Source organism: Natronoarchaeum philippinense (assembly GCF_900215575.1).
GTDB lineage: Archaea > Halobacteriota > Halobacteria > Halobacteriales > Natronoarchaeaceae > Natronoarchaeum > Natronoarchaeum philippinense.
Genome location: NZ_OBEJ01000006.1, coordinates 1 through 19,814, shown reverse-complemented (window position 1 = coordinate 19,814; position 19,814 = coordinate 1). Strand labels below are relative to the sequence as shown.

The window sequence follows — 19,814 nt, the reverse complement described above, 5'->3', positions numbered from 1 at the left end:
ATTTGGCGGTCGCCCGCCCGCTTGGGAACGTGATCGACCTCGGACTCGTGTTGGCGCCGGCGTCGGATCTTCTGCGCTTGCTCGCCGTACCCGTGTTCGGGTGGGCCGCGTGGCGTGACGTGAAGATTCGTCGCGTGCCCAACGCGACGTGGCTGCCGCTGCTCGCGCTGGCCGTCCTCGCGCTTGGGCTGCAGGCGCTTGATCTGTCGGCGACGGGCGGCTACGTCTGGCGGCGATTCCTCAGCCAAGTGGCGATCAGCGTCGGGCTGGTCGTCCCACTGGCCTACATCTTCTGGCGCATCGGCGGCTTCGGCGGCGCCGACGCGAAGGCGCTGATGGTGCTCGCCGTGCTGTTCCCGGCGTTTCCGTCGTACTTCCTGCTCGGTGGGAGCCAGGAGTTCCCGATCGTCCAGACGACCGTCGGGGTGTTCTCCTTTACCGTCCTCACGAACGCCGTGATCGTCGCGGCGGCCTACCCCGTCGCGCTCGTCCTGTACAACGCCGCCAGACGCCGATTTACCTCGGCGATGGCGGTGGGGCTGGAGCGCCCGTGGACCGCGGTTGCCAGCGCTCACGGCCAGTTGCTCGAACGCCCCGACGGGCTGACCCGCCGCGGGCTCGACCTCGACGCGCTCCGGATGTATCTGCGCTGGCGCGGGCTCTCGCTCTCGGAACTGCGCGAGCGTCCCGACTACTACCGCGATCCCGACACGCTGCCCGAGGAGCCGAACCCGCCGACCGACGGCGCCGTGTTGTCGGACGATCCTGCGACGGCGGTCGGTGTCGACGCCGATGCCACCCCAGCAGACGCCGAACCTGGCGAAACCGACGGCGGCGCCCACCGACCGGACGCCGACTACGAGGACCCGTGGGGCGCCGCGGCGTTTCTGGCGGCTATCGACGGTTCGGCCTACGGGACGACGCCCGAGGGGCTCCGTGACGGGCTGGACGTGCTCGCCACAGAGGATACTGTCTGGATCTCGCCGGGCATTCCGTTTATCGTCCCGCTGTTCGCGGGGCTGGTCGTCGCGCTCGTCTACGGCGACGTGCTGTTTACGATTCTGCGCTTCATCGGGCTGGTCTGATCCGCCCGCCGGCGCGGCGGTGTCCTCGCGGACCGTCCCAGCACCTCGGCGTTCCGACCAAAAAGCATACCTCGGCGTCGGGCCTCGACTTTCTCATGAGCGACGTAGACGCCGCCGTCGACCTCGACTTCGGCGACTCCGGGCGGATTCCCGCGGTCGCCCAAGACGCCGAGTCCGGCGAAATCCTGATGCTGGCGTACGTCACGCCCGAGGCCGTCGAGCGCACCCGCGAGACCGGCCGCGCCCACTACTACTCCCGGAGCCGCGAGGAACTTTGGGAGAAAGGCGCGACCAGCGGGCACGTCCAACACGTCGAGGAGATCCGCGCCGACTGCGACGGCGACGCCCTGATCTACCGCGTCGACCAAGAGGGCGGCGCCTGCCACACGGGCTACGAATCCTGTTTCTACCGCACGCTCGACGGCGAAACCGTCGGCGAGCAGGTGTTCGACCCCGACGCGGTCTACGAGTAGGCCGATGAGCGAGTCAGCGCCCCGCCGGTTCGACGCCGTCGATCGGCTTCGCTCGGCCCACGAACGCCTCGAACGCCTTCGATCGGAAGTCGCCGAGGCGGGTGAGAGCGACCTCGAAGCGGTCGCCGAGGCCCATCGCTCGGCCCACCGACTGCTCGAACGGTACGTCGACGACGCCACCGGTACCGGCGATTTCGAGTCCTACGTCGAGTTCCGCGGCGAGTTCGCCACGCTCGTCGAGGATCTGCCCGAGGATCTACCCCGCCGCGAGGCGTTCGAGGACGCCCTCGACGCGGTCGACAAGCGCCGACTGTCCGAGTCCGACTTCGCGGACGCTCGCGCGGCGCTCGCGCGGGCCGACGACCTCGTCGACCTGCTGGAAAACCGCGACGACGCCCGCGAGTCCTATCGGCAGGCCAGGATCGACGCCACAGATCGGCTCGATACGATCGACGAGCGCATCGACGAACTCGACCGCCTGCTCGAACTCGGCGAGGCCGATCTGGACGCCCCGGTCGAGCGACTGCGCGAGCCGATCGAGGCCTACGACGAGGCCGTCCGCGAGGCCTTCCGCGAGTACCGCCAGTCGGCGTCGGCCCGCGAGGTGCTCTCGTTCGTCGACCGAACCCGCGCCTTCCCGCTGGTCGATCTCCCCCGTCCGCCCGAGGAACTGCTCGATTTCGTCCGCGAGTCGCCCGACGGCACCGAACCGATTCCGACCCTGTTGGAGTACGCCGGCTACTCGCGCTCGAAGCTCGAACACTACGCCGACGACGCCGACGCGCTCAAGCGCGCCGTCGCCACCGAGCGGACGTATCTCGACCGCCTCGACGCCGACTCCCTAACCGTCGGCTGGCCGCCGCCGGAGCGGGGCGTCCTGCGCTGGCGCGCCGTCGAACTCCGGAAGGTCGTCGACCGGTTCGCCGACGAGGACGTGATCGAACTGCTCCGGGCGGTTCGGGCCGCGACCGCCGAGCAGGAGTACGAGCGCCTGCGCGACGCCGCCGTGGCGACCCATCGTCTCGACGCCGACGACCGGGAGCGACTGGCGTCGGGCGCCGTCGCTGACGAACGCGACGACCTGCGCGCAGAACGTGTCGCGATCGAGACCGCACTCGACGACCTGCCTGAACCGTAGCGCGGCGTCGTGTTGTGGTGGCGCCGTGGCGGCGCGGTCGCCGCGCGTCGCCGACGATGCTATCGCCCGTCTTCGAGCGCGTCGGTGACCGCCGACGCCAGTTCTTCTGCCCGCGCTTTGTCTCGCGCCTCGGCGTAGACGCGAATCAGCGGCTCGGTGCCGCTGGGGCGGGTCAGCACCCACGCGTCGCCGTAGTCGAGGCGATAGCCGTCGATCGTCGTCTCCTCGGCGTCCTCGGCGTCGGCCCACTCCGCGGCGGCGTCGAGCATCCGATCGCGCTCGTCGGCGTCCGCGTAGTGCAGGTTCCGCCGCACGTTGTGATAGCCGGCGAAGGGCGCGACGACCTCGCTGGCCCGGCGCTCGGCGACCAGTTCGAGAAAGCGCGCGGCGGTGTAGGCGCCGTCGCGGGCCAGCCGGTACTCGGGGAAGAAGATGCCGCCGTTGCCCTCGCCGGCGATCGGGACGGCGGCGCCCTCGCGCTGGAGTTCGAGGATTCGGCTGACGATGTGAGTCGAGCCGATCGGCGTCAGTTCGAGCGTCGCGTCGGCGTCGTCGGCGGCGTCGACCAGCCGCTGGGAGACGTTGACCGCCGAGACCGTCGTGTCGCCCGGATCGAGTTCGGCCGCCGAAAGCGCTGCCAGCGCGGCGTCGCCCTCTATGAACTCGCCGTGCTCGTCGAAGAAGATGGCCCGGTCGCCGTCGCCGTCGTGGGCGACCCCGAGATCGGCCTCGGCCGTCCGGACCAGTCGACCCAAATCCCCCAGATTCCCTTCGATCGGTTCGGGATCGCGGCCGGGGAAATGGCCGTCGGGCTGGGCGTTGACCGTCACGACATCACAGCCAAGCGCGCGGAAAAACTCCGGGCTGGTCAGCGCCCCGGCGCCGTGGCCGGGATCGAGCGCGACGGTCAGATCGGCGTCGGCGATGCGCTCGCGGTCGACCGCCGACAGTAATTCGGCGACGTAGTCGTCGTTGGCCGTCGAGACGCGCCGGCGGCGTCCGACTTGGTCCCATGGAACGGTGTCGACCTCGCGGTCGAGAAATTCGTCTTCGATCAGCTCCAGCGCGTCGACCGACAGACCGACGCCGTCGGGGCCGATCAGCTTGATGCCGTTGAACTCCGGGGGGTTGTGCGACGCCGTCACGATGACGACGGGGACCTGCTCGCGCTCGGCGTAGGCTTGGGCGGCCGGCGTCGGCGTCCGTCCGATCCGATCCACGTCGACGCCGACGCTGGTGAGGCCGCTGGCGGCGGCGTCGGCGAGCATCCCGCCGGTCGCGCGCGTGTCCCGAGCGACCGCCGCGCGCTCGGCGTCCCAGACTGAGCCGGCCGCTTGGGCCACCTGCACGACGAACTCGGGGGTGAACGTCTCGTTGACTGTCCCCCGCGTCCCGCTCGACCCGAAAACCTCCATGTGCGGAGGTGTGATGGCCGTCCTCAAAGTGGTTCCGCATCCGCGCGGTCTCCCGTCCTCCGTGCTGTCGAGAGCGGGCGGTTGATACTCGTCGGGACCGTACAGCCCGCTCATGTCCAGTCACCTCTCGCGCCGCCGCGTGCTCTCGCTTGCCGGCGCCGGTGCCGTCGGAGCGCTCGCCGGTTGTCTCAGCCTCGGGGATACGCCCCAATCCGGCGATAATGCCCCCGATTCCTCTGGCGATAATGCCCCTGACCCCTCCGGTGATGCGGTCGAATCGCTTCCGACGCCGGTGCAGGGCGATCCCGAGTCGTCGGTCACAGTCGCGGTGTACGAGGACTTCTCGTGTCCCCACTGCCGGACGCTCCACCTGAACACCTACCCCGATATCGTCTCGGAGTTCGTCGAGTCCGACCGGATCAGATACGAACATCACGACTTCCCGATCCCCGTCGACGAGCGATGGTCGTGGGGCGTCGCCGGCGCCGCCCGCGCGGTGCAGGACGAGGTCGGCGACGACGCCTTCTTCGAGTACGCAGCGCTCGCGTTCGAAGAACAGGGATCGTACTCGGTGGACGTACTCGCCGACCTCGCGGGACAGGTCGACGCGCCCGCCGACGCGGTGCGGGCTGCCGTCGAAAACAACACCTACTCGCCGGTGCTCGAAGCCGACCGGAACGCCGCGCTGGAGCGCGGCGTCCGAGGGACGCCGACGGTGTTCGTCGACGACGAACAGGTGGATCTCGACTCGGGCGACAGCCAGTTCGCCGCCATCCGGTCGGCGATCGAAGCCGCCGAGTCCGAGTAGGGCAGCGTCCCGCATCGCTTTTGCTCGCCGGCCGCCAACGCTCGCGCAGTGAACCTGCACGTCCGGTACGAGGGCGACGACGACCCCGACAAGTGCACCGCCCGAAAGCTCGCCCGGTTCGACCTCGCGGAACTCCACCGCTCGGATCGTGCGACGCCGTACGGCGTCGTGCTCAACCCCCACGCCGAGCAGGCGCTCTCGCCCGCCGACCGCGAGGTGTCCGACCGACTCGTCGCGCTCGATTGCTCGTGGGAGACCGCGGGTGAGGCGATGTTCTCGATCGACGGCGAGCATCGGGCGCTCCCGTTTCTCGTGGCCGCCAACCCGATCAACTACGGCAAGCCGTTTCAGCTGACGACCGTCGAGGCGCTGGCCGCGGGGCTGACGATTCTGGGCGAACGCGATCGGGCCGAGCAAATTCTGGCGAAGTTCACGTGGGGCGAGACGTTTTTGGAGATGAACGCCGAGCCGCTGCGCCGGTACGCCGACTGCGAGGATTCGAGCGAGGTCGTCGAGATCCAACAGGAGTATCTGGACCGGGAGTGACGCCGCGGCGTCCGCCGCGACGGTTGCCGTTTCAGCTCCGCCCCTCGTGGTACCGTGACCCTCGCAAGGGTTATCCCTGCAGTTGCTCTACAATTGTTTGTAATGGCGAAAGGTAACGTTGATTTCTTCAACGACACAGGCGGCTACGGTTTCATTTCGACGGACGACGCGGACGATGACGTATTCTTCCACATGGAAGACGTCGGCGGCCCGGACCTCGAAGAAGGCACCGAGATCGAGTTCGACATCGAACAGGCCCCCAAGGGCCCGCGCGCGACGAACGTCGTCCGCAACTAATATCTCCTTCACTGTCGCCTGACGGCGGCGCTGAACGACGATTCCATTCTTCGGACGCTCGCACGGCGAGCGGACGCTCCGCCCGCTGCGATCACTGCTCCGATCAGTCCTCGCGCTCGACCAGCGCCTCGCGGATCTCTTCGATCCGGTCGATGACGCGCTCGTAGTCGCGTTCTCCCTCGACTCCCGCCCCGCCGTCAGTCGCCGCGCTCGTTCCCGCATCGGCGTCCCGCTCGACGGCGCCGTCCGCGAGGTGCTGGGCGATCACTGCCGTCGCCGACAGCAGCCACTCGGCGCGCTCGGCCAGCCGGTGCACGTCGCCCGGCGCGACGCCGTAGCGATCGTCGATGGCGGCGGCGTCGGCGCCGTCGGCCCAGTCGGCGAGCAGGCGGGCGGTTTTCAGGGTGCCGAGCCAGGACTGGTAGTTGCCCGCAAAGTCGCTGATCGACTTGGTAAACTGGCCCTCGCGGCGCATGGCGAACTCGCTGAGTCGGCCCGCCTCGTCGTTGCGGACGTGCTGGGTGGTCATGTCCTCCGTGTCACAGACGAGTTCGAGAATCGTCAGCGGCGTCACTCGCTCCATCGCCGCGGCGGTCTCGACGGCTTCGACGACTTCGGCGCCGGTCAACGGGTCGACGTAGACGCGCGAGACCAGTCGGCCGAGATCGGTCGCCGCGAGGCCGCCATCCCGGCGTAACATTCCGGTGGCGTCGAGATAGGAGATGACCTCGTCGGTCAGATCCCGGAGTTCGGCCTCGTCGCGCTGGTGGGCGAAAAACGTCGATGCGAGCACGTCCTGTAGCCCCTCTCGGGAGTCCGCGAAGCCGCCGGCGACCGTCGCAAGGACGTGCGTGCGCAGCGGTTCGCGGGCGGCCAGCTTCGACTCGACGGGCTCGGGATCGGCGCCGACGTAGCGCTCGCGCAGCCGGTCTGCGTTCTCGCCGGTGGCGACCAGCACCGCTTCGCCGTAGGGATCGAGCGCCGGTCGGCCGGCCCGGCCGAACATCTGATGCACTTCGAGCACCGGCAGGGGATCGTATCCCTCGCCGGTGAACCGCTCGGTGTCCCGGACGATCACCCGGCGGGCGGGGACGTTGACGCCGGCCGCCAGCGTCGGCGTCGCACAGAGGACAGCCAGCTCGCGCTCGCGGAAGGCGTTCTCGACGAGCGAGCGGTGCTCGGCCCGTAACCCGGCGTGGTGGAAGCCGACGCCACCTTCGGCGGCGGTGGCCAGCGCAGCGCCCGTGCTCGTCGTCGCGTCGGCGTCGATCTCGCGGGCGAGATCGGCTGCCGTCCGGAACTCCTCGCTGGCCAACTCGGCCGCCAGTTGCTGGGCTTCCCGACGGGAGTTGACGAACACGAGCGACTGGCCCCCCTCAGCGAGCGCGTCTGCGACGAGGGCGGTCGTCGGGGCGCGGTCGTCGTCGATCTGCCGGACCTCGCCGTCGTCGAACTCGATCGCGCCGTCGTCGTGGACGCCCGTCCGTAGATCGACCGGCCGCCACGTCGACGCGACGAGTTCGGCGTCGAGCCAGTCTGCGACCTCGTCGGCGTTGCCGACCGTCGCCGACAGCGCGACGATCTGCTGGTCGGGGCGAAGCCGCTGGAGCTTCGCCAGCGTCACCTCCAGCGTCGGCCCGCGCGAGGCGTCGTCGAGCAGGTGAACCTCGTCGACGACGACGCAGGCGATCGACTCCACCCAGCCCGCGCCGTTTCGGATCGCCGAATCGACCTTTTCGCAGGTCGCCACGACGATGTCGTCGTCGGCCAGCGATTCGTCGTCGGCGTCGAAATCGCCCGTTGCGACGCCGACGCTCACGCCCGGCAGCGCCGCGAACGTCTCGTACTTCTCGGTCGCCAGCGCGCGCAGCGGGACGACGTACAGCGCCGGGCCGTCGGCGGTCAGCATCGCCAACTGTGCGACGAGTGTCTTCCCGCTTGCCGTCGGCAGCGCCGCGACGACGCGCTCGTCGTCCGCGACGCCGGCCTCGACCGCGGCGACTTGGGGCGGGTAGAGTTGTTCGATCCCCTGCTCCTCGAAGTGCTCGACGAAGCGGTCTTCGAGGGGTAGCTCCCGAACGTCCATCTACACCACTGTCCGTCCAGATGCTACTTAAACCTCGGCACCCGGATGGCGCGTCCCCTCGCTGTCGGCCGATCGGACGGTAGTCGGTTGCCACGGCGTCTGCCCCACGCTAGTGTATGCACGTTTGTGTTCGACAGGCTCTCGAACACAAGAAAATACTTAAGTCGGCTCTCTCCCCTTTGCACAATCATCCAATGGCGCTCGCCGATACGCTCGCCGACTTCTTCGAGTTCGAGGCGCACGACACCGACCTGAGAACCGAGGTCGTCGCCGGGGTGACGACGTTCTTGACGATGTCGTACATCATCGTCGTCAACCCGACGATTCTCGCGCCGGCGCTGATGGCCGATCCGACGATCGCCAACGCATACTCGATGGCACAGGTCCAGCAGATGCTCGCGGTCGTCACGATCCTCGCGTCCTTCGCCGGAATCCTCGTGATGGCGCTGTACGCCAACAGACCGTTCGGACTGGCGCCCGGGATGGGACTGAACGTCTTCTTCGCGTTCACCGTCGTCCTCGGTCTCGGGATCCCGTGGCAGACCGCGCTGGCTGCCGTTTTCGTCGAAGGGATCATCTTCATCCTGCTGACCGCGGTCGGCGCGCGCCGGTACATCATCGAACTGTTTCCCGAACCGGTCAAGTTCGCCGTCGGCGCCGGGATCGGCATCTTCCTGCTGTTCCTCGGTCTCCAGCAGATGCAGGTCGTCGTCCCGGATCCGGAGGGAACGTTCGTCACGCTCGGCGAAATCGCTAACAGCCCGGTCGCCTCGCTGGCGGTCGTCGGGCTGTTCTTCACCTTCGTGCTGTACGCCCGTGACGTGACGGGCGCGATCCTCCTCGGCATCCTCTCGACCGCGGGGGTCGCGTGGGGGCTGACGTTCGCCGGCTTCTACGACCGCGGCGTGCTCACGCCCGAGACGCTGACCGGCGCCCAGTACGACATCTCGCCGCTGGCCGGCGCGTTCGTCGAGGGACTCCGAGATATCGACCCCGTGACGTTCACGTTCGTCGTGTTCACGTTCTTTTTCGTCGACTTCTTCGACACCGCGGGGACGCTGATCGGCGTCTCTCAGATCGCCGGCTTCCTCGACGAGGACGGTGATCTTCCCGACATCGACAAGCCCCTGATGGCCGACGCGGTCGGGACGACCGTCGGCGCAGCGCTGGGCACCTCGACGGTGACGACGTTCGTCGAGAGCTCGACCGGCGTCGAGGAGGGCGGCCGGACCGGGATGACCGCGCTGGTCGTCGGACTGGCCTTTCTGGCGTCGCTGGCGGTCGTTCCGCTGGTCGCCGCCATCCCGCAGTTCGCTTCCTACATGGCGCTGGTCGTCGTCGGCATCATCATGCTGCAGGGCGTCACCGACATCGACTGGCAGGATCCGACGTGGTCGATCGCCGGTGGCCTCACCATCGTCGTGATGCCGCTGACGACCTCGATCGCTGACGGGATCGCGGCCGGTATCGTCAGCTACCCGGTGATCAAGGCGGCCGTCGGCGAAGCCGGCGACGTCAAACCGGGACAGTGGCTGCTCGCCGCAGTGTTTGTCGTCTACTACTACATCCAGACGAGCGGCATGATCGTCTGACTGTTCCGACGCGCTCGTGCGTCGCTCGCACATTGGATCCGGGTTTTCTTAGGGTACCCAGCCATACGTTCGGTCGATGCCGAACCTCGAACTGTACGAACTGGATGGTTGTCCGTACTGCGCGAAAGTCACGTCCAAACTCGACGAACTCGATCTGGAGTACGAGTCTCACAAAGTGCCCCGGAGCCACTCCGAGCGCACCGAAGTCGAGGAAGTAAGCGGCCAGACCGGCGTTCCGGTGCTCGTCGACGAGGACAACGGCGTCGAGGGGATGGCCGAGAGCGACGACATCGTCGCCTACCTCGAAGAGACCTACGCGTAGACGCTTTTCGGCGGTCGCTCCACACCTTTATCACCGAACCCGGCGCCAGCCCGGGCCATGTCCCGAACGACCGACGTCGACCCCCGCGACCCGACCCGATCGATCCGCGTGCTGGCCGGCGAGTGTACGACGATCTACGACGGCGACGACCGCGAGGAGCACCGCGGCCACGTCGCCGTCGTCGTCAAGCCAGACAACACCGTGCTGGTCCACGACGCCGACGGCTACCAGCCCGTCGCGTGGCTCACCCGCGCTGACGCCGTCTCCTGTGCCCGCGACGGTGGCTTCTCGCTGACCGCCCAGTCCGGCGACGAGCACCTGCGCGTCGTCAGCCACACCGAGGACGGCTACGGGAGCTATCCCGCGACCGAGGCCGGCCGTCCGGTCGGAACGTGTCCCGACTGCGAGCGCACGCTCGTCCGGGCCGGCGGCGCCGTGTCCTGTCTCGGCTGCGGCGAGCGCTACGGCCTCCCGGCCGGCGCGACCGTCCGAACAGAAACCTGTGACTGCGGTCTTCCGCGGATGCGCGTCGAGCGCGGCGTTCCCTTCGACCTGTGTCTGGACCGCGAGTGCGAATCGCTCGACGACGCCGTCCGCGAGGAGTTCGATCGCGCGTGGGACTGCCCCGACTGTGGCGACGATCTGCGGATCATCCGTCGCGGCGGCCTGCTGGCGGGCTGTGACTCCCATCCCGACTGCGAGGCGAGCTTTGCCATCCCGGCGGGCACGGTCGTCGGCACCTGTCCGTGCGGGCTGCCGCTGTTCGACGCCGGCACGCGCCAGCGCTGTCTCGACTCGACGTGCGAGCGGGCCGGCTGATGATCCCGCGCTCGGACGCCCTCCCCCGCCGTCGTCCCGCGACCGTCACGCCTTTGCCGACCGGCCGGAGAGGGAGAGTATGCACGGTCATCGCCGCGACGGCGTCGTCCGCGTCGCAGAGGACGCTCGCCAGCGCTTTTACGACGCCCGGGGGTACGGCTACCCGCTGTCGGGCAACGAGATCGCGCTCGCGCCCGTCGAGGCGGCCCACTTGCTCTTCCGGGGCGACCTCGACGCGGTCGACGGCGACGGGTTCCGCGAGTTCTTCGCGGGAGCCGACGATGCGGGCTTCGGGCTTCGGTTTCTGGTGTACGCCGACCTGCGTGCCCGCGGATTCTACCTCTCGCCGGCCAGCGAGGAGTGGGTTCCAGACGCCGTCGACACCGACGATATTGACTTCGTCGTCTACCCCCGCGGAAAAGATCGCCACGACGGCGAGGTCGCCTACCGGATCCGCGTCGTCGGCGAGCGCGACCGCGTCGCAGCGAGTTCGCTCGGCGAGTGCACCCTCGCCATCGTCGACGAGGAGAGCGAGATCACCTACTTCCAGACGACCGATCCCGACATCTCGGGATCGACGACGGTCGACCTGCCCGACGGCGTCCCGACGGCGCTGTTCGACGATCGGGCGATCTGCTGGGAGCCGCCCGAAGAACTCCATCAGAGCGGCTTCTACGGCCAGCCGCTTGCGGGACGTGAACCCGCCGACGAGCAGGGCTTGCAGCTCTCGCTGGTCGAGGCGGCCCAGCTCGCCGCCGCGGGCGCGATCGACGTTCCCGGCGGCTACGACGCCGTCGTCGAGCGAGGCCGGGCCGTCGAGGGCGAACGCTTCGACCGCCGACTCCGGACCTACGCCGTCCTGCGCGACCGGGGCGTCGTCCCCAAGACCGGCTTCAAGTTCGGCGCCGACTTCCGGACGTACGCCGACGTGGAGTCCGTCGAGGAGCTGAGCCACTCCGAGCGCCTCGTCAGGGTGTTGCCGCCGGGCTACGCGTTCTCGCCGCGGGACCTCTCGCTGGACGTGCGCTTGGCCCACGGCGTCCGCAAGGAGATGGTGTTCGCGCTCCCCGACGGCGAGGACGTGGCGTGGCTCGGCGTCGAGCGCATCACGCCCTGACCGCAGGCTCCGCCATCTCGATCGCCGTCCCGTTCTCCGTCCTGTCCTCCGCTTTGTCGCCCGAAACAACGGCTTTATGCGCTCCCCGCGTCGACTCTGGCGTATCGTATGAGTCGAGACGCTGACTCCCACGAGACCGGCGCATCGCCGTCCGACCAGTCCTCCTCGGACGGGGAGCGCTGGCGCTCCTCGACCGACCTCCGCGCAGATGGCGGGGAGGCGAGCGGAGCGAGCCGAGCCTCGTCAGAGCTTCGCTCTGACGGCGGGGCCGCCGCCGGCGCCGACGAGGTCGCGCTCGACCCGTGGGGGTCGTCCTCGGTCGCCGACTACCGCAAGCTGTTCGAGGACTTTGGCATCGGGGAGTTCGATGACCTGCTCGACGGCGTCCCGTCGCCGCATTACCTGATGCGCCGGGGCGTGATCTTCGGCCACCGCGACTACGAACCCGTCGCCGAGGCGATGCGCGAGGGCGAACCGTTCGCCGCGCTCTCGGGCTTTATGCCCACCGGCGACCCCCACATCGGCCACAAGCTGGTGTTCGACGAGATCATCTGGCATCAGGAACGGGGCGGCGACGCCTACGGCCTGATCGCCGATCTCGAAGCCCACAGCGCCCGCGGGCTGACGTGGGACGAGATCGACGAGCACGCGCGTGATTACATCCTCTCGCTGCTCGCGCTCGGCTTCGATCCCGAGGAGGGAACGCTGTATCGCCAGTCCGACAACCGCGAAGTGCAGGATCTCGCCTTCGAACTCGGCGCCGAGGCGAACTTCTCGGAGCTGGAGTCGATCTACGGCTTCGACGGTGAGACCGACGTGTCCCACATGCAGTCGGTCGTCACCCAAATGGCCGACATCCTCTACCCGCAGGTCGCCGACGAGCCCAAGCCGACGGTGATCCCGGTCGGTCCCGATCAGGACCCCCACATGCGGCTGGCCCGGGATCTGGCCGCCCGAACGCGGTACTTCGGCGTCACCGAGGCGTGGGCGAGCTTCGAGGCGACGCCGACCGAGCGCCGGCTGATCGGCGAGGCCTACGAGGCACTGGGCGGTACAGAGGGCGAGACCGTCCGCTGTGAGGACGCCGCCGATTGGCTTCGCAAGCACGAGCCGGCGCCCGACGACGCCCGCCAGACCGCGATCGAGAAGTTAGACGCCGCGGGAATGGAGCCGGTCCGTCCGCGCGTTCGCATCCTCGATCGCAACGCCACCGAGGACGCCTTCGAGGCGCTGATCGAGGCCGTCGAAGGCGAAAAGCGCGTCTACGACGAACACATCGACACGTTCGAGCTGTCCCGGGAGGACGCCGACGAGCTCGCCCGCGAGGTCGAACTCGACCACGGCGGCTACGGCTTCCGGCCGCCGTCGTCGATCTACCACCGCTTTATGACCGGCCTGACCGGCGGTAAGATGTCCTCGTCGATCCCCGCCTCTCACATCTCCCTGCTCGACGACCCCGAGGACGGCTACGACAAGGTCAAGTCCGCTACTACCGGCGGGCGCCAGTCCGCTGAGGAACAGCGCGAGAAAGGCGGGAAGGCCGACGAGTGTCCCGTCTACGAGCTGTACGCCTATCTGCTCGCCGACGAGGACGACGAGTTCGCCAAGGAAGTGTACGACGAGTGTGTCGGCGGCGAACGGCTCTGTGGCGGCTGCAAGGAGCAGGCTGCCGAACTCATGACGGAGTTCCTCGAAGAGCACCAGGAGAAACGCGAGGAATGGGCCGACAAGCTCGACGAACTGGACATCGACCTCGACAGCGACCGCAAGCGCTGAGTCACCGTCGCCGCGGCGTCTCGACGCCGTAGCCAGATCGCGAGCGATCTAACTGCCCGTCAGACGCAGTCTGACGACCGCGATCGCCGCTTCGACGTGCCGACCGCGATGCCGACGAACGCGTAACGCTTTTTAGAGCCCCTCACAACCGTTCGCACATGGCGTCCGAACCCCACGCCGGCGTTCGCGTCGACAGCAAGGCACGCGCGGCCAGATCGGGGTTCGGCTTTTTTGCCGCGGCCTAAACGATCGGTGGACTCCGCGGCGACGACGGCGTCTCGACGCCCGTCCCGGACGAAACCGATCCGACAGCGCCGCACCGAGACCGGATCGGAACCGGTAACTGACGACCGAGCGGTTGATCCAACAATGAACCCATGAAACTCCCGGACGCACAGGTCGCGGTGTTAGAGACCGCGAGCGCGCAGGACGCACAGACGATCGACGACCTCGCCGACGCCACCGATCACAAGCCCGAGACGATCACCGGCGCGGCCTTTGACCTCGAAGAGCAGGGGTTGGTCGTCGTCGAGTCAGCCACCGACGAAACGGCCGAACTCACCGACGAGGGGAGCCAGTACCTCGACGAGGGGCTTCCCGAGGTGCGCCTCTACGAGGCGGCGCTCGACGCCGGAGCCGACGAGTCGCCCGTTCAGATGGGCCAAGCGATCGGCCAATCCGGCCTCGAAGGACAGGAAGTCGACATCGCGCTGTCGAACTACGCTCGGAAGGGCTATGGCTCGATCGACAGCGGCGAGATCACCGCCGACGCGGACGCCGATCCCGACAGCGACTCCGAGGCGTCGGCGCTCGACGCGCTCGCGGCCGGCGATGCCGATGTCGACGACGACGACACGCTCGACCGACTCGACAGTCGCGGGCTGGTCGAACTCACCGAGCGCACAGTTCGGTCGGTGCGCCTGACCGACGACGGCGTCACGGCGCTGATGGAGGGCGTCGAGGCCGCCGAGTCGGTCGGCCAGCTCACGCCCGAGATGCTCACCAGCGGCGAGTGGCGCGACGTGGAGTTCAGCGAGTACAACGTCGAAGCCGACGCCGCCGAGTTCACCGGCGGGAAAGAGCACATCCTCCGCCAGACCGCCAATCGCGTGAAGGACGTGCTGGTCGGGATGGGCTTCGAGGAGATGCAGGGCCCCCACGTCGACGCCGACTTCTGGATCAACGACTGCCTGTTCATGCCACAGGACCACCCTGCACGGACTCACTGGGACCGGTTCGCCATGGACCAGCCCCGCGAGATCGACGAGCTTCCCGCCGACCTCGTCGAGCGCGTCGAGGGCGCCCACCGCAACGGCGTCGGTCCGGACGGCGACGGCTACCACTCGCCGTGGGACGAGGACTTCGCGCGGGCGCTCGCGCTGCGCGGGCACACGACATCGCTGTCGACGCGGTACCTCTCGGGCGAGCAGATCGGCGAACTGGAACCGCCCCAGCGGTACTTCAGCGTCGAGAAGGTGTACCGCAACGACACGCTTGACCCGACGCACTTGCTGGAGTTCTTCCAGATCGAGGGGTGGGTGATGGCCGAGGACCTCTCGGTGCGCGATCTGATGGGGACTTTCGAGGAGTTCTACGCCCAGTTCGGCATCACCGATCTGGAGTACAAGCCCCACTACAACCCCTACACGGAGCCGAGCTTCGAGCTCTTTGGCACCCATCCCGAGACGGGCGAACTGATCGAGGTCGGAAATTCGGGAATCTTCCGCGAGGAGATGCTCGCGCCGCTTGGCGTCGAGGACGCCGACGTGATGGCGTGGGGATTGTCCTTAGAGCGCTTGCTGATGTTGATCTACGGCTTCGAGGACATCCGTGACGTTCACGGAACGCTGTGCGATCTCGAACTACTGCGAGAGACTGAGGTGATGTACTGATGCCTACCGTAGACGTCGATCCCGAGGAACTGCGCGATCTGACCGGTCACGACGACAAAGACGACGAACAGCTCAAAGAAGACCTGTTCGGCCTCGGACTGGAGTTCGAGGGCGAGACCGACGACGGCGACTTCGAGTTGGAGTTCGCGCCTGACCGCCTCGACCGGCTCTCCGTCGAGGGGATCGCCCGATCGCTGCGGTATCACTACGGCGACGACCGGGGCGTGTACGTCCCGACCACCAACGACGCCGACTGGACGATCGAGGTCGACGAGTCGGTCCCCGAGGAACGACCGTACGTCACCGGCGCGGTGATCCGCGGCGTCGATCTGGACGAGGACGCGCTCGACTCGCTGATCCAGCTCCAGGAGAAGCTCCACGCGACGATGGGGCGCAAGCGCGCCAAGGGCGCCATCGGCATCCACGACCTGACGATGCTGAAAGGCGGCGCCGTCGAGGTCGACGATGCCGACGACGACCTCGTCGACCCCGACGCGGGCGCAACGGCGCCCAACAAGAGCATCCGCTACACCGGCGTCGAACCCGACGGCGATCGGTTCGTCCCGCTCGACTCGGACGCCGAGCTGACGCCCGGTGAGGTCCTCGAAGAACACCCCACCGGCGAGACGTACGCCGATCTGGTCTCGGGATACGAGCGCTACCCGGCGATCTACGACGACATCGGCCTGTTCTCGTTCCCGCCGGTAATCAACGGCCGACGGACCGAGGTCTCGACCGACTCGCGGGACCTGTTCGTCGAGCTGACCGGCACCGACCAGTGGACGATCGACCGGATGTGCGCGATCGTCTGCTACGCGCTCGACGCCCGCGGCGCGACCATCGAGGACGTCGTCGTCGAGTATCCCGATCGGGAGCTTCATCGCCCCGACTTCGAGGTCACGCACAAACACGTCGCCCATGACCGCATCGAGACGCTGCTCGGCGTCGATCTCGATCCCGAGGAGGTCGTCGACCTGTTCGAGCGCTCGGGACTGGATGCTGGCACCGACGAAAACGAGGATGGCGACCTCGTCTACGAGGTAGCGATCCCGCCCTACCGCGTCGACGTGCTCCACCCGCTCGATCTGGTCGACGACGCCGGGCGTGCCTTCGGCTTCAACGAGCTAGAACCCAAGTATCCCGATGTCAGCACGGTCGGCGGACGCCACGAGCGCTCCCGGCTGGAAGACGCTGTGCGTACCCAGCTCGTGGGTCTCGGCTTCGAGGACATGCTGAACTTCCACATGATCAACGAGGCCGAGAACTTCGATCGAATGGGGCTCGATCCGGACGACGGCGTCTTCGGTGCCGGGCAGCCCACGACGATCAAGAACCCCTACAGCGAGGACTACACGATGTTGCGCACGTGGGCGCTTCCATCCTTGCTGATGGTGTTAGAGCGCAATACTCATCGGAGCTACCCGCAGGACCTCGCCGAGATCGGACTGTCGGCCCACGTCGACGAGTCCGAAAGCACCAGCGTGGCCGAGCACCGGACGGTGGCTGCCGTGCTCGCGCGCCACGACGCCTCCTACGAGGACGCCAAAGCACGCCTACAGGCGCTGGCGCGGAACTTCGACGCCGATCTGGAGACGCCGCCGACGAGTCATCCCTCGTTCATCGATGGTCGCACCGCCGAAGTCGTAATCGACGGCGAGTCAGTCGGCGTGATCGGGGAGATTCATCCCGAGGTGCTCGTCGAGCACGATCTGGAGCTTCCCGTGACGGCGTTCGAGCTTCGGCTGGACGCCCTGCAGTAGCGGCTTCTGTTTTCGTCTTCGAACTTAGTAGCGAGCAGGCACCACTGTCCGCCCCGGAACGTCGTGGTGCACAACCGTGTTTCGCCCCGGACTGCCACTCAGGTCACGCCGAGTCTCGCCGCGGCTTCCGACAAAAGAGTGTGGACGCCGAGTGTTAGAGGTCGGCCCCGATGGCGTCTTCGACCGAGTCGAAGCCGTCCCGGTCCAGTAAGTCGAGCAGCCCTTCGTTGATTTCGCGGGCGAGCTGTGGCCCCTCGTAGATCAGCCCGGTGTAGAGCTGGACGACGCTCGCGCCAGCGCGAATCTTCTCGTAGGCACCCTCGGCGCTGGAGACGCCGCCCACGCCGATAACGGGTACGTCGGTTCGTTCGGCGACGAACCGCACTGCATCGGTTGCTCGATCCTCGATAGGGGCGCCAGAGAGACCTCCTTGCTCCGCCCGGTTCGGATTTTGTAAGTCGTCGCTTCGCTCTGTCGTCGTGTTGACGGCGATGACGCCGTCGAGACCGAGGTCGTCGACGACTGCCAGCGCGTCTTCGATGGCCGCTTCGGGGAGATCGGGAGAGAGCTTGACCAGCAGCGGGCTGGCGCCCAGACCCGCGAGGCGGCCGAGAATCGTCTCCAGATGCTCGCGGTTCTGCAGCTCGCGCAGTCCCGGCGTGTTAGGGCTGGAAACGTTGACGACGAAATAGTCCCCGTAGTCGGCGACACGTTCGTACGTGTAGGCGTAGTCGTCTGCGGCTTCGGCCAGCGGCGTCGATTTGGACTTCCCGATGTTGATTCCGATGGGTACCTCTGGTAGATCAGTTTGGCCTAAGCGTGCCCCGATCTCGTCGGCGCCGTGGTTGTTAAACCCCATACGGTTGACGAGCGCTCGGTCCTCCGGCAGACGGAACATTCGCGGACGCGGGTTGCCCGGCTGTTTCTCGGCGGTGACGCCGCCGACTTCGACGTGCCCGAAGCCGAGTGCCGCAAGCATCGAGGGGACTTCGGCGTTCTTGTCGAACCCGGCAGCGACGCCGACCGGTGTCGGGAACTCAAGCCCGAGCGCGTCGACCGTCAGTCGATCATCCTCGACGGCGTAGCGTCGGGCGACTGACGACTCAATCGGGGTCGACTGTGCTACGCGCATCGCTGTGTGGATCAGGTTGTGCGCCGTCTCCGGTGGGAGCCGAAAGAGAAACGGCTTGGCGACGTCGTAGGCGTTCATCGTACGAGAACCGCTCGCGCTGGTGCATAAACTCCCCGGAGCACTCCCGACGATACGGGCCGTTTAGAATTCGTGTTCCACTTCGTCTTGATCCGCCTTCTGAATGATAATCTTGTCCTCGCGCACGCGAACGAACACTTCGTCGCCGATCTCCATTCCGGCGACCGCTAGCTCGTCCTCGTGGATGTTGATGTGTACGTTGTGGTACTCGCCGTCTTCGTCTTTCGCACCACTGGGACTGAGCTTCTTTTTCCGTACCATCGGGGTATTCTAGTCCGAAGTTCGCCGTACGACCTACTTAAGTGTTTTCTACGGTAGCGCGCCCGCGGCCGCTTCTTGCGGCGCGCGTGAGTTCCAAACGGCCTGATAGTTCGGTACTAGCCCCTTCCCGTTGGTGGCTTTCACGCTCTTCTCCCCGATTCTATGGGAAAAATTTATGTAGCAATTTTCGCATCGGCGTCCCGTCGGGGATATCTTTATAATGGGTCATGTGCTCGGTTGGCATGGAGGTCGAAAATCATGGTACGTGAGGACGGTAAGCGAAACTTCGCGTTGCGTAGTAACGACGGTGAAGAACCCAGTGTCTTTTCGGGGAACACTCCTCGACAGGCCGCGCTGAAAGCAGCGCGTCGGCTGGAGCCCGCCCCATCGGAGGACGATGCTGACCAGACCGAGCTCCGACTCCGTGAGAAAGGCACCGACAAGGTACACATCTACGACGGCTGGGCTTGGCACGAGACGGCTCCAGATGACAAGCCCGACTGGATGCCCGACGAAATCACGGAGGCAAACGTCTCGAAGCAGGGCATCGAGCACCTCGAAGAGTGACGCAGTGGCAGGTGACGACTGCTACACCCCGAGATTTTCGCGCCAGCAGCTCGATCGCGTTATGACTCCGTTGCCCGGATAGTCTCCTCTCTGCGCTTTTCTAACTACTCGGTGCCACGAGACCGCTTTCGTCTCCAGTTCTTAGCCTCGGTGTTTACTTTGTCTCCGCATACCTACGTCACTGTACGCCACGGTAGCCGTTTCCTATGCGTGTTTGGTTCGACGGCCTTAAGTGTTCCACCGGCATTCGGTTGAATGCGAACGTCGCAACGCACCCCGGTGCCGGGCAGTGATCCTCGGCGTCGAACTGGGACGATCTCACGGATGGCATCGATCCGATGCCCTTAAGTGGGAATGTCTCGTGGTGTTCAAATGTGAACGTTCCCTCGTCGCCTGACGGCGCCGGGGACGATCCGAAGCCCTTAAGTGTAATAGGGCACTCGGGTTGAATGCGAACGACACGATGCGACCGACGGATCGTTCAACTCGATCCGTTGTCGTGCCGGACGCGGTCCGAAGGGTTTAACACCCTCTCGGGGCGTATCAAAAAGTCCGGAAGGAAATGAGGATTCCACCCCTGCGGTCCGCCGTACAGATGGGATCTGATGTTAGCCTTGGTAGTTCGGCGACATCCGGACGATCGAGCGATG

The 19,814-nt window shown here is 67.0% G+C and carries 18 protein-coding genes; 14 read left to right on the top strand and 4 right to left on the bottom strand.

Annotation, left to right across the window (positions count from 1 at the left end):
* The first annotated feature begins 29 nt into the window (after positions 1 to 29).
* From CRO01_RS14825 to CRO01_RS14815, 3 genes are all read left to right on the top strand, one after another.
* Positions 30 to 1,085: an A24 family peptidase gene (locus CRO01_RS14825; protein ID WP_245838560.1), complete on the top strand. Its 1,056-nt coding sequence runs from the start codon at positions 30 to 32 to the stop codon at positions 1,083 to 1,085.
* Positions 1,086 to 1,180: 95 nt separating this feature from the next.
* Positions 1,181 to 1,558: a phosphoribosyl-AMP cyclohydrolase gene (hisI, locus tag CRO01_RS14820; RefSeq protein ID WP_097009950.1), complete on the top strand. Its 378-nt coding sequence runs from the start codon at positions 1,181 to 1,183 to the stop codon at positions 1,556 to 1,558.
* Positions 1,559 to 1,562: 4 nt separating this feature from the next.
* On the top strand, positions 1,563 to 2,696 hold the full coding sequence (locus tag CRO01_RS14815) for a DUF7118 family protein (protein ID WP_097009949.1): 1,134 nt from the start codon (positions 1,563 to 1,565) through the stop codon (positions 2,694 to 2,696).
* Between the two features lie 59 nt (positions 2,697 to 2,755).
* Here the strand turns inward: CRO01_RS14815 and glmM are convergent, their stop codons facing one another.
* Positions 2,756 to 4,111, bottom strand: a complete 1,356-nt coding sequence (gene glmM / locus CRO01_RS14810; RefSeq protein WP_097009948.1) for a phosphoglucosamine mutase — start codon at positions 4,109 to 4,111, stop codon at positions 2,756 to 2,758.
* Positions 4,112 to 4,223: 112 nt separating this feature from the next.
* Between glmM and CRO01_RS14805 the strand changes: the two genes are divergently transcribed.
* The 3 genes from CRO01_RS14805 to CRO01_RS14795 all read left to right on the top strand — a co-directional run bounded on the left by CRO01_RS14805 (position 4,224) and on the right by CRO01_RS14795 (position 5,762).
* Positions 4,224 to 4,919 (top strand): DsbA family protein, encoded by a 696-nt coding sequence (locus CRO01_RS14805; protein ID WP_097009947.1) that lies wholly within the window; start codon positions 4,224 to 4,226, stop codon positions 4,917 to 4,919.
* Between the two features lie 48 nt (positions 4,920 to 4,967).
* Entirely contained in the window at positions 4,968 to 5,465 is a 498-nt protein-coding gene (locus tag CRO01_RS14800) for a DUF367 family protein (RefSeq protein ID WP_097009946.1), read from the top strand.
* A 102-nt stretch (positions 5,466 to 5,567) separates the two neighbouring features.
* Positions 5,568 to 5,762 carry a cold-shock protein gene (locus CRO01_RS14795; protein WP_097009945.1) on the top strand — a complete coding sequence of 65 codons (195 nt, stop codon included), beginning with the start codon at positions 5,568 to 5,570 and terminating at the stop codon, positions 5,760 to 5,762.
* Positions 5,763 to 5,865: 103 nt separating this feature from the next.
* On the opposite strand, the gene CRO01_RS14790 is transcribed toward CRO01_RS14795, so the two are convergent.
* A complete protein-coding gene (locus CRO01_RS14790; protein WP_097009944.1) occupies positions 5,866 to 7,848 on the bottom strand; it encodes a DEAD/DEAH box helicase in 1,983 nt (660 codons plus the stop codon).
* Between the two features lie 194 nt (positions 7,849 to 8,042).
* On the opposite strand from CRO01_RS14790, the gene CRO01_RS14785 reads away from it, so the two are divergent.
* From CRO01_RS14785 to pheT, 7 genes are all read left to right on the top strand, one after another.
* Positions 8,043 to 9,440 (top strand): NCS2 family permease, encoded by a 1,398-nt coding sequence (locus tag CRO01_RS14785; RefSeq protein WP_097009943.1) that lies wholly within the window; start codon positions 8,043 to 8,045, stop codon positions 9,438 to 9,440.
* 76 nt (positions 9,441 to 9,516) lie between these two features.
* Positions 9,517 to 9,762 carry a glutathione S-transferase N-terminal domain-containing protein gene (locus CRO01_RS14780; RefSeq protein ID WP_097009942.1) on the top strand — a complete coding sequence of 82 codons (246 nt, stop codon included), beginning with the start codon at positions 9,517 to 9,519 and terminating at the stop codon, positions 9,760 to 9,762.
* A gap of 57 nt (positions 9,763 to 9,819) precedes the next feature.
* On the top strand, positions 9,820 to 10,581 hold the full coding sequence (locus CRO01_RS14775) for an endonuclease NucS domain-containing protein (protein WP_097009941.1): 762 nt from the start codon (positions 9,820 to 9,822) through the stop codon (positions 10,579 to 10,581).
* Between the two features lie 79 nt (positions 10,582 to 10,660).
* The gene (gene endA, locus CRO01_RS14770) at positions 10,661 to 11,698 is read left to right on the top strand and encodes a tRNA-intron lyase (protein WP_097009940.1); all 1,038 of its coding nucleotides are present in this window, start codon (positions 10,661 to 10,663) and stop codon (positions 11,696 to 11,698) included.
* A gap of 108 nt (positions 11,699 to 11,806) precedes the next feature.
* Positions 11,807 to 13,474 carry a tryptophan--tRNA ligase gene (locus tag CRO01_RS14765; protein ID WP_097009939.1) on the top strand — a complete coding sequence of 556 codons (1,668 nt, stop codon included), beginning with the start codon at positions 11,807 to 11,809 and terminating at the stop codon, positions 13,472 to 13,474.
* Between the two features lie 377 nt (positions 13,475 to 13,851).
* On the top strand, positions 13,852 to 15,366 hold the full coding sequence (gene pheS, locus CRO01_RS14760; RefSeq protein WP_097009938.1) for a phenylalanine--tRNA ligase subunit alpha: 1,515 nt from the start codon (positions 13,852 to 13,854) through the stop codon (positions 15,364 to 15,366).
* Positions 15,366 to 17,126: a phenylalanine--tRNA ligase subunit beta gene (pheT, locus tag CRO01_RS14755; RefSeq protein WP_097009937.1), complete on the top strand. Its 1,761-nt coding sequence runs from the start codon at positions 15,366 to 15,368 to the stop codon at positions 17,124 to 17,126. Before pheS ends, pheT begins: the two co-directional genes overlap by 1 nt.
* Before the next feature lie 154 nt (positions 17,127 to 17,280).
* On the opposite strand, the gene CRO01_RS14750 is transcribed toward pheT, so the two are convergent.
* The gene (locus CRO01_RS14750; RefSeq protein ID WP_097009936.1) at positions 17,281 to 18,336 is read right to left on the bottom strand and encodes a quinone-dependent dihydroorotate dehydrogenase; all 1,056 of its coding nucleotides are present in this window, start codon (positions 18,334 to 18,336) and stop codon (positions 17,281 to 17,283) included.
* Between the two features lie 63 nt (positions 18,337 to 18,399).
* The gene (locus CRO01_RS14745) at positions 18,400 to 18,597 is read right to left on the bottom strand and encodes a hypothetical protein (protein WP_097009935.1); all 198 of its coding nucleotides are present in this window, start codon (positions 18,595 to 18,597) and stop codon (positions 18,400 to 18,402) included.
* Between the two features lie 258 nt (positions 18,598 to 18,855).
* Between CRO01_RS14745 and CRO01_RS14740 the strand changes: the two genes are divergently transcribed.
* The gene (locus CRO01_RS14740) at positions 18,856 to 19,164 is read left to right on the top strand and encodes a non-histone chromosomal MC1 family protein (RefSeq protein WP_097009934.1); all 309 of its coding nucleotides are present in this window, start codon (positions 18,856 to 18,858) and stop codon (positions 19,162 to 19,164) included.
* Positions 19,165 to 19,814: the final 650 nt, after the last annotated feature.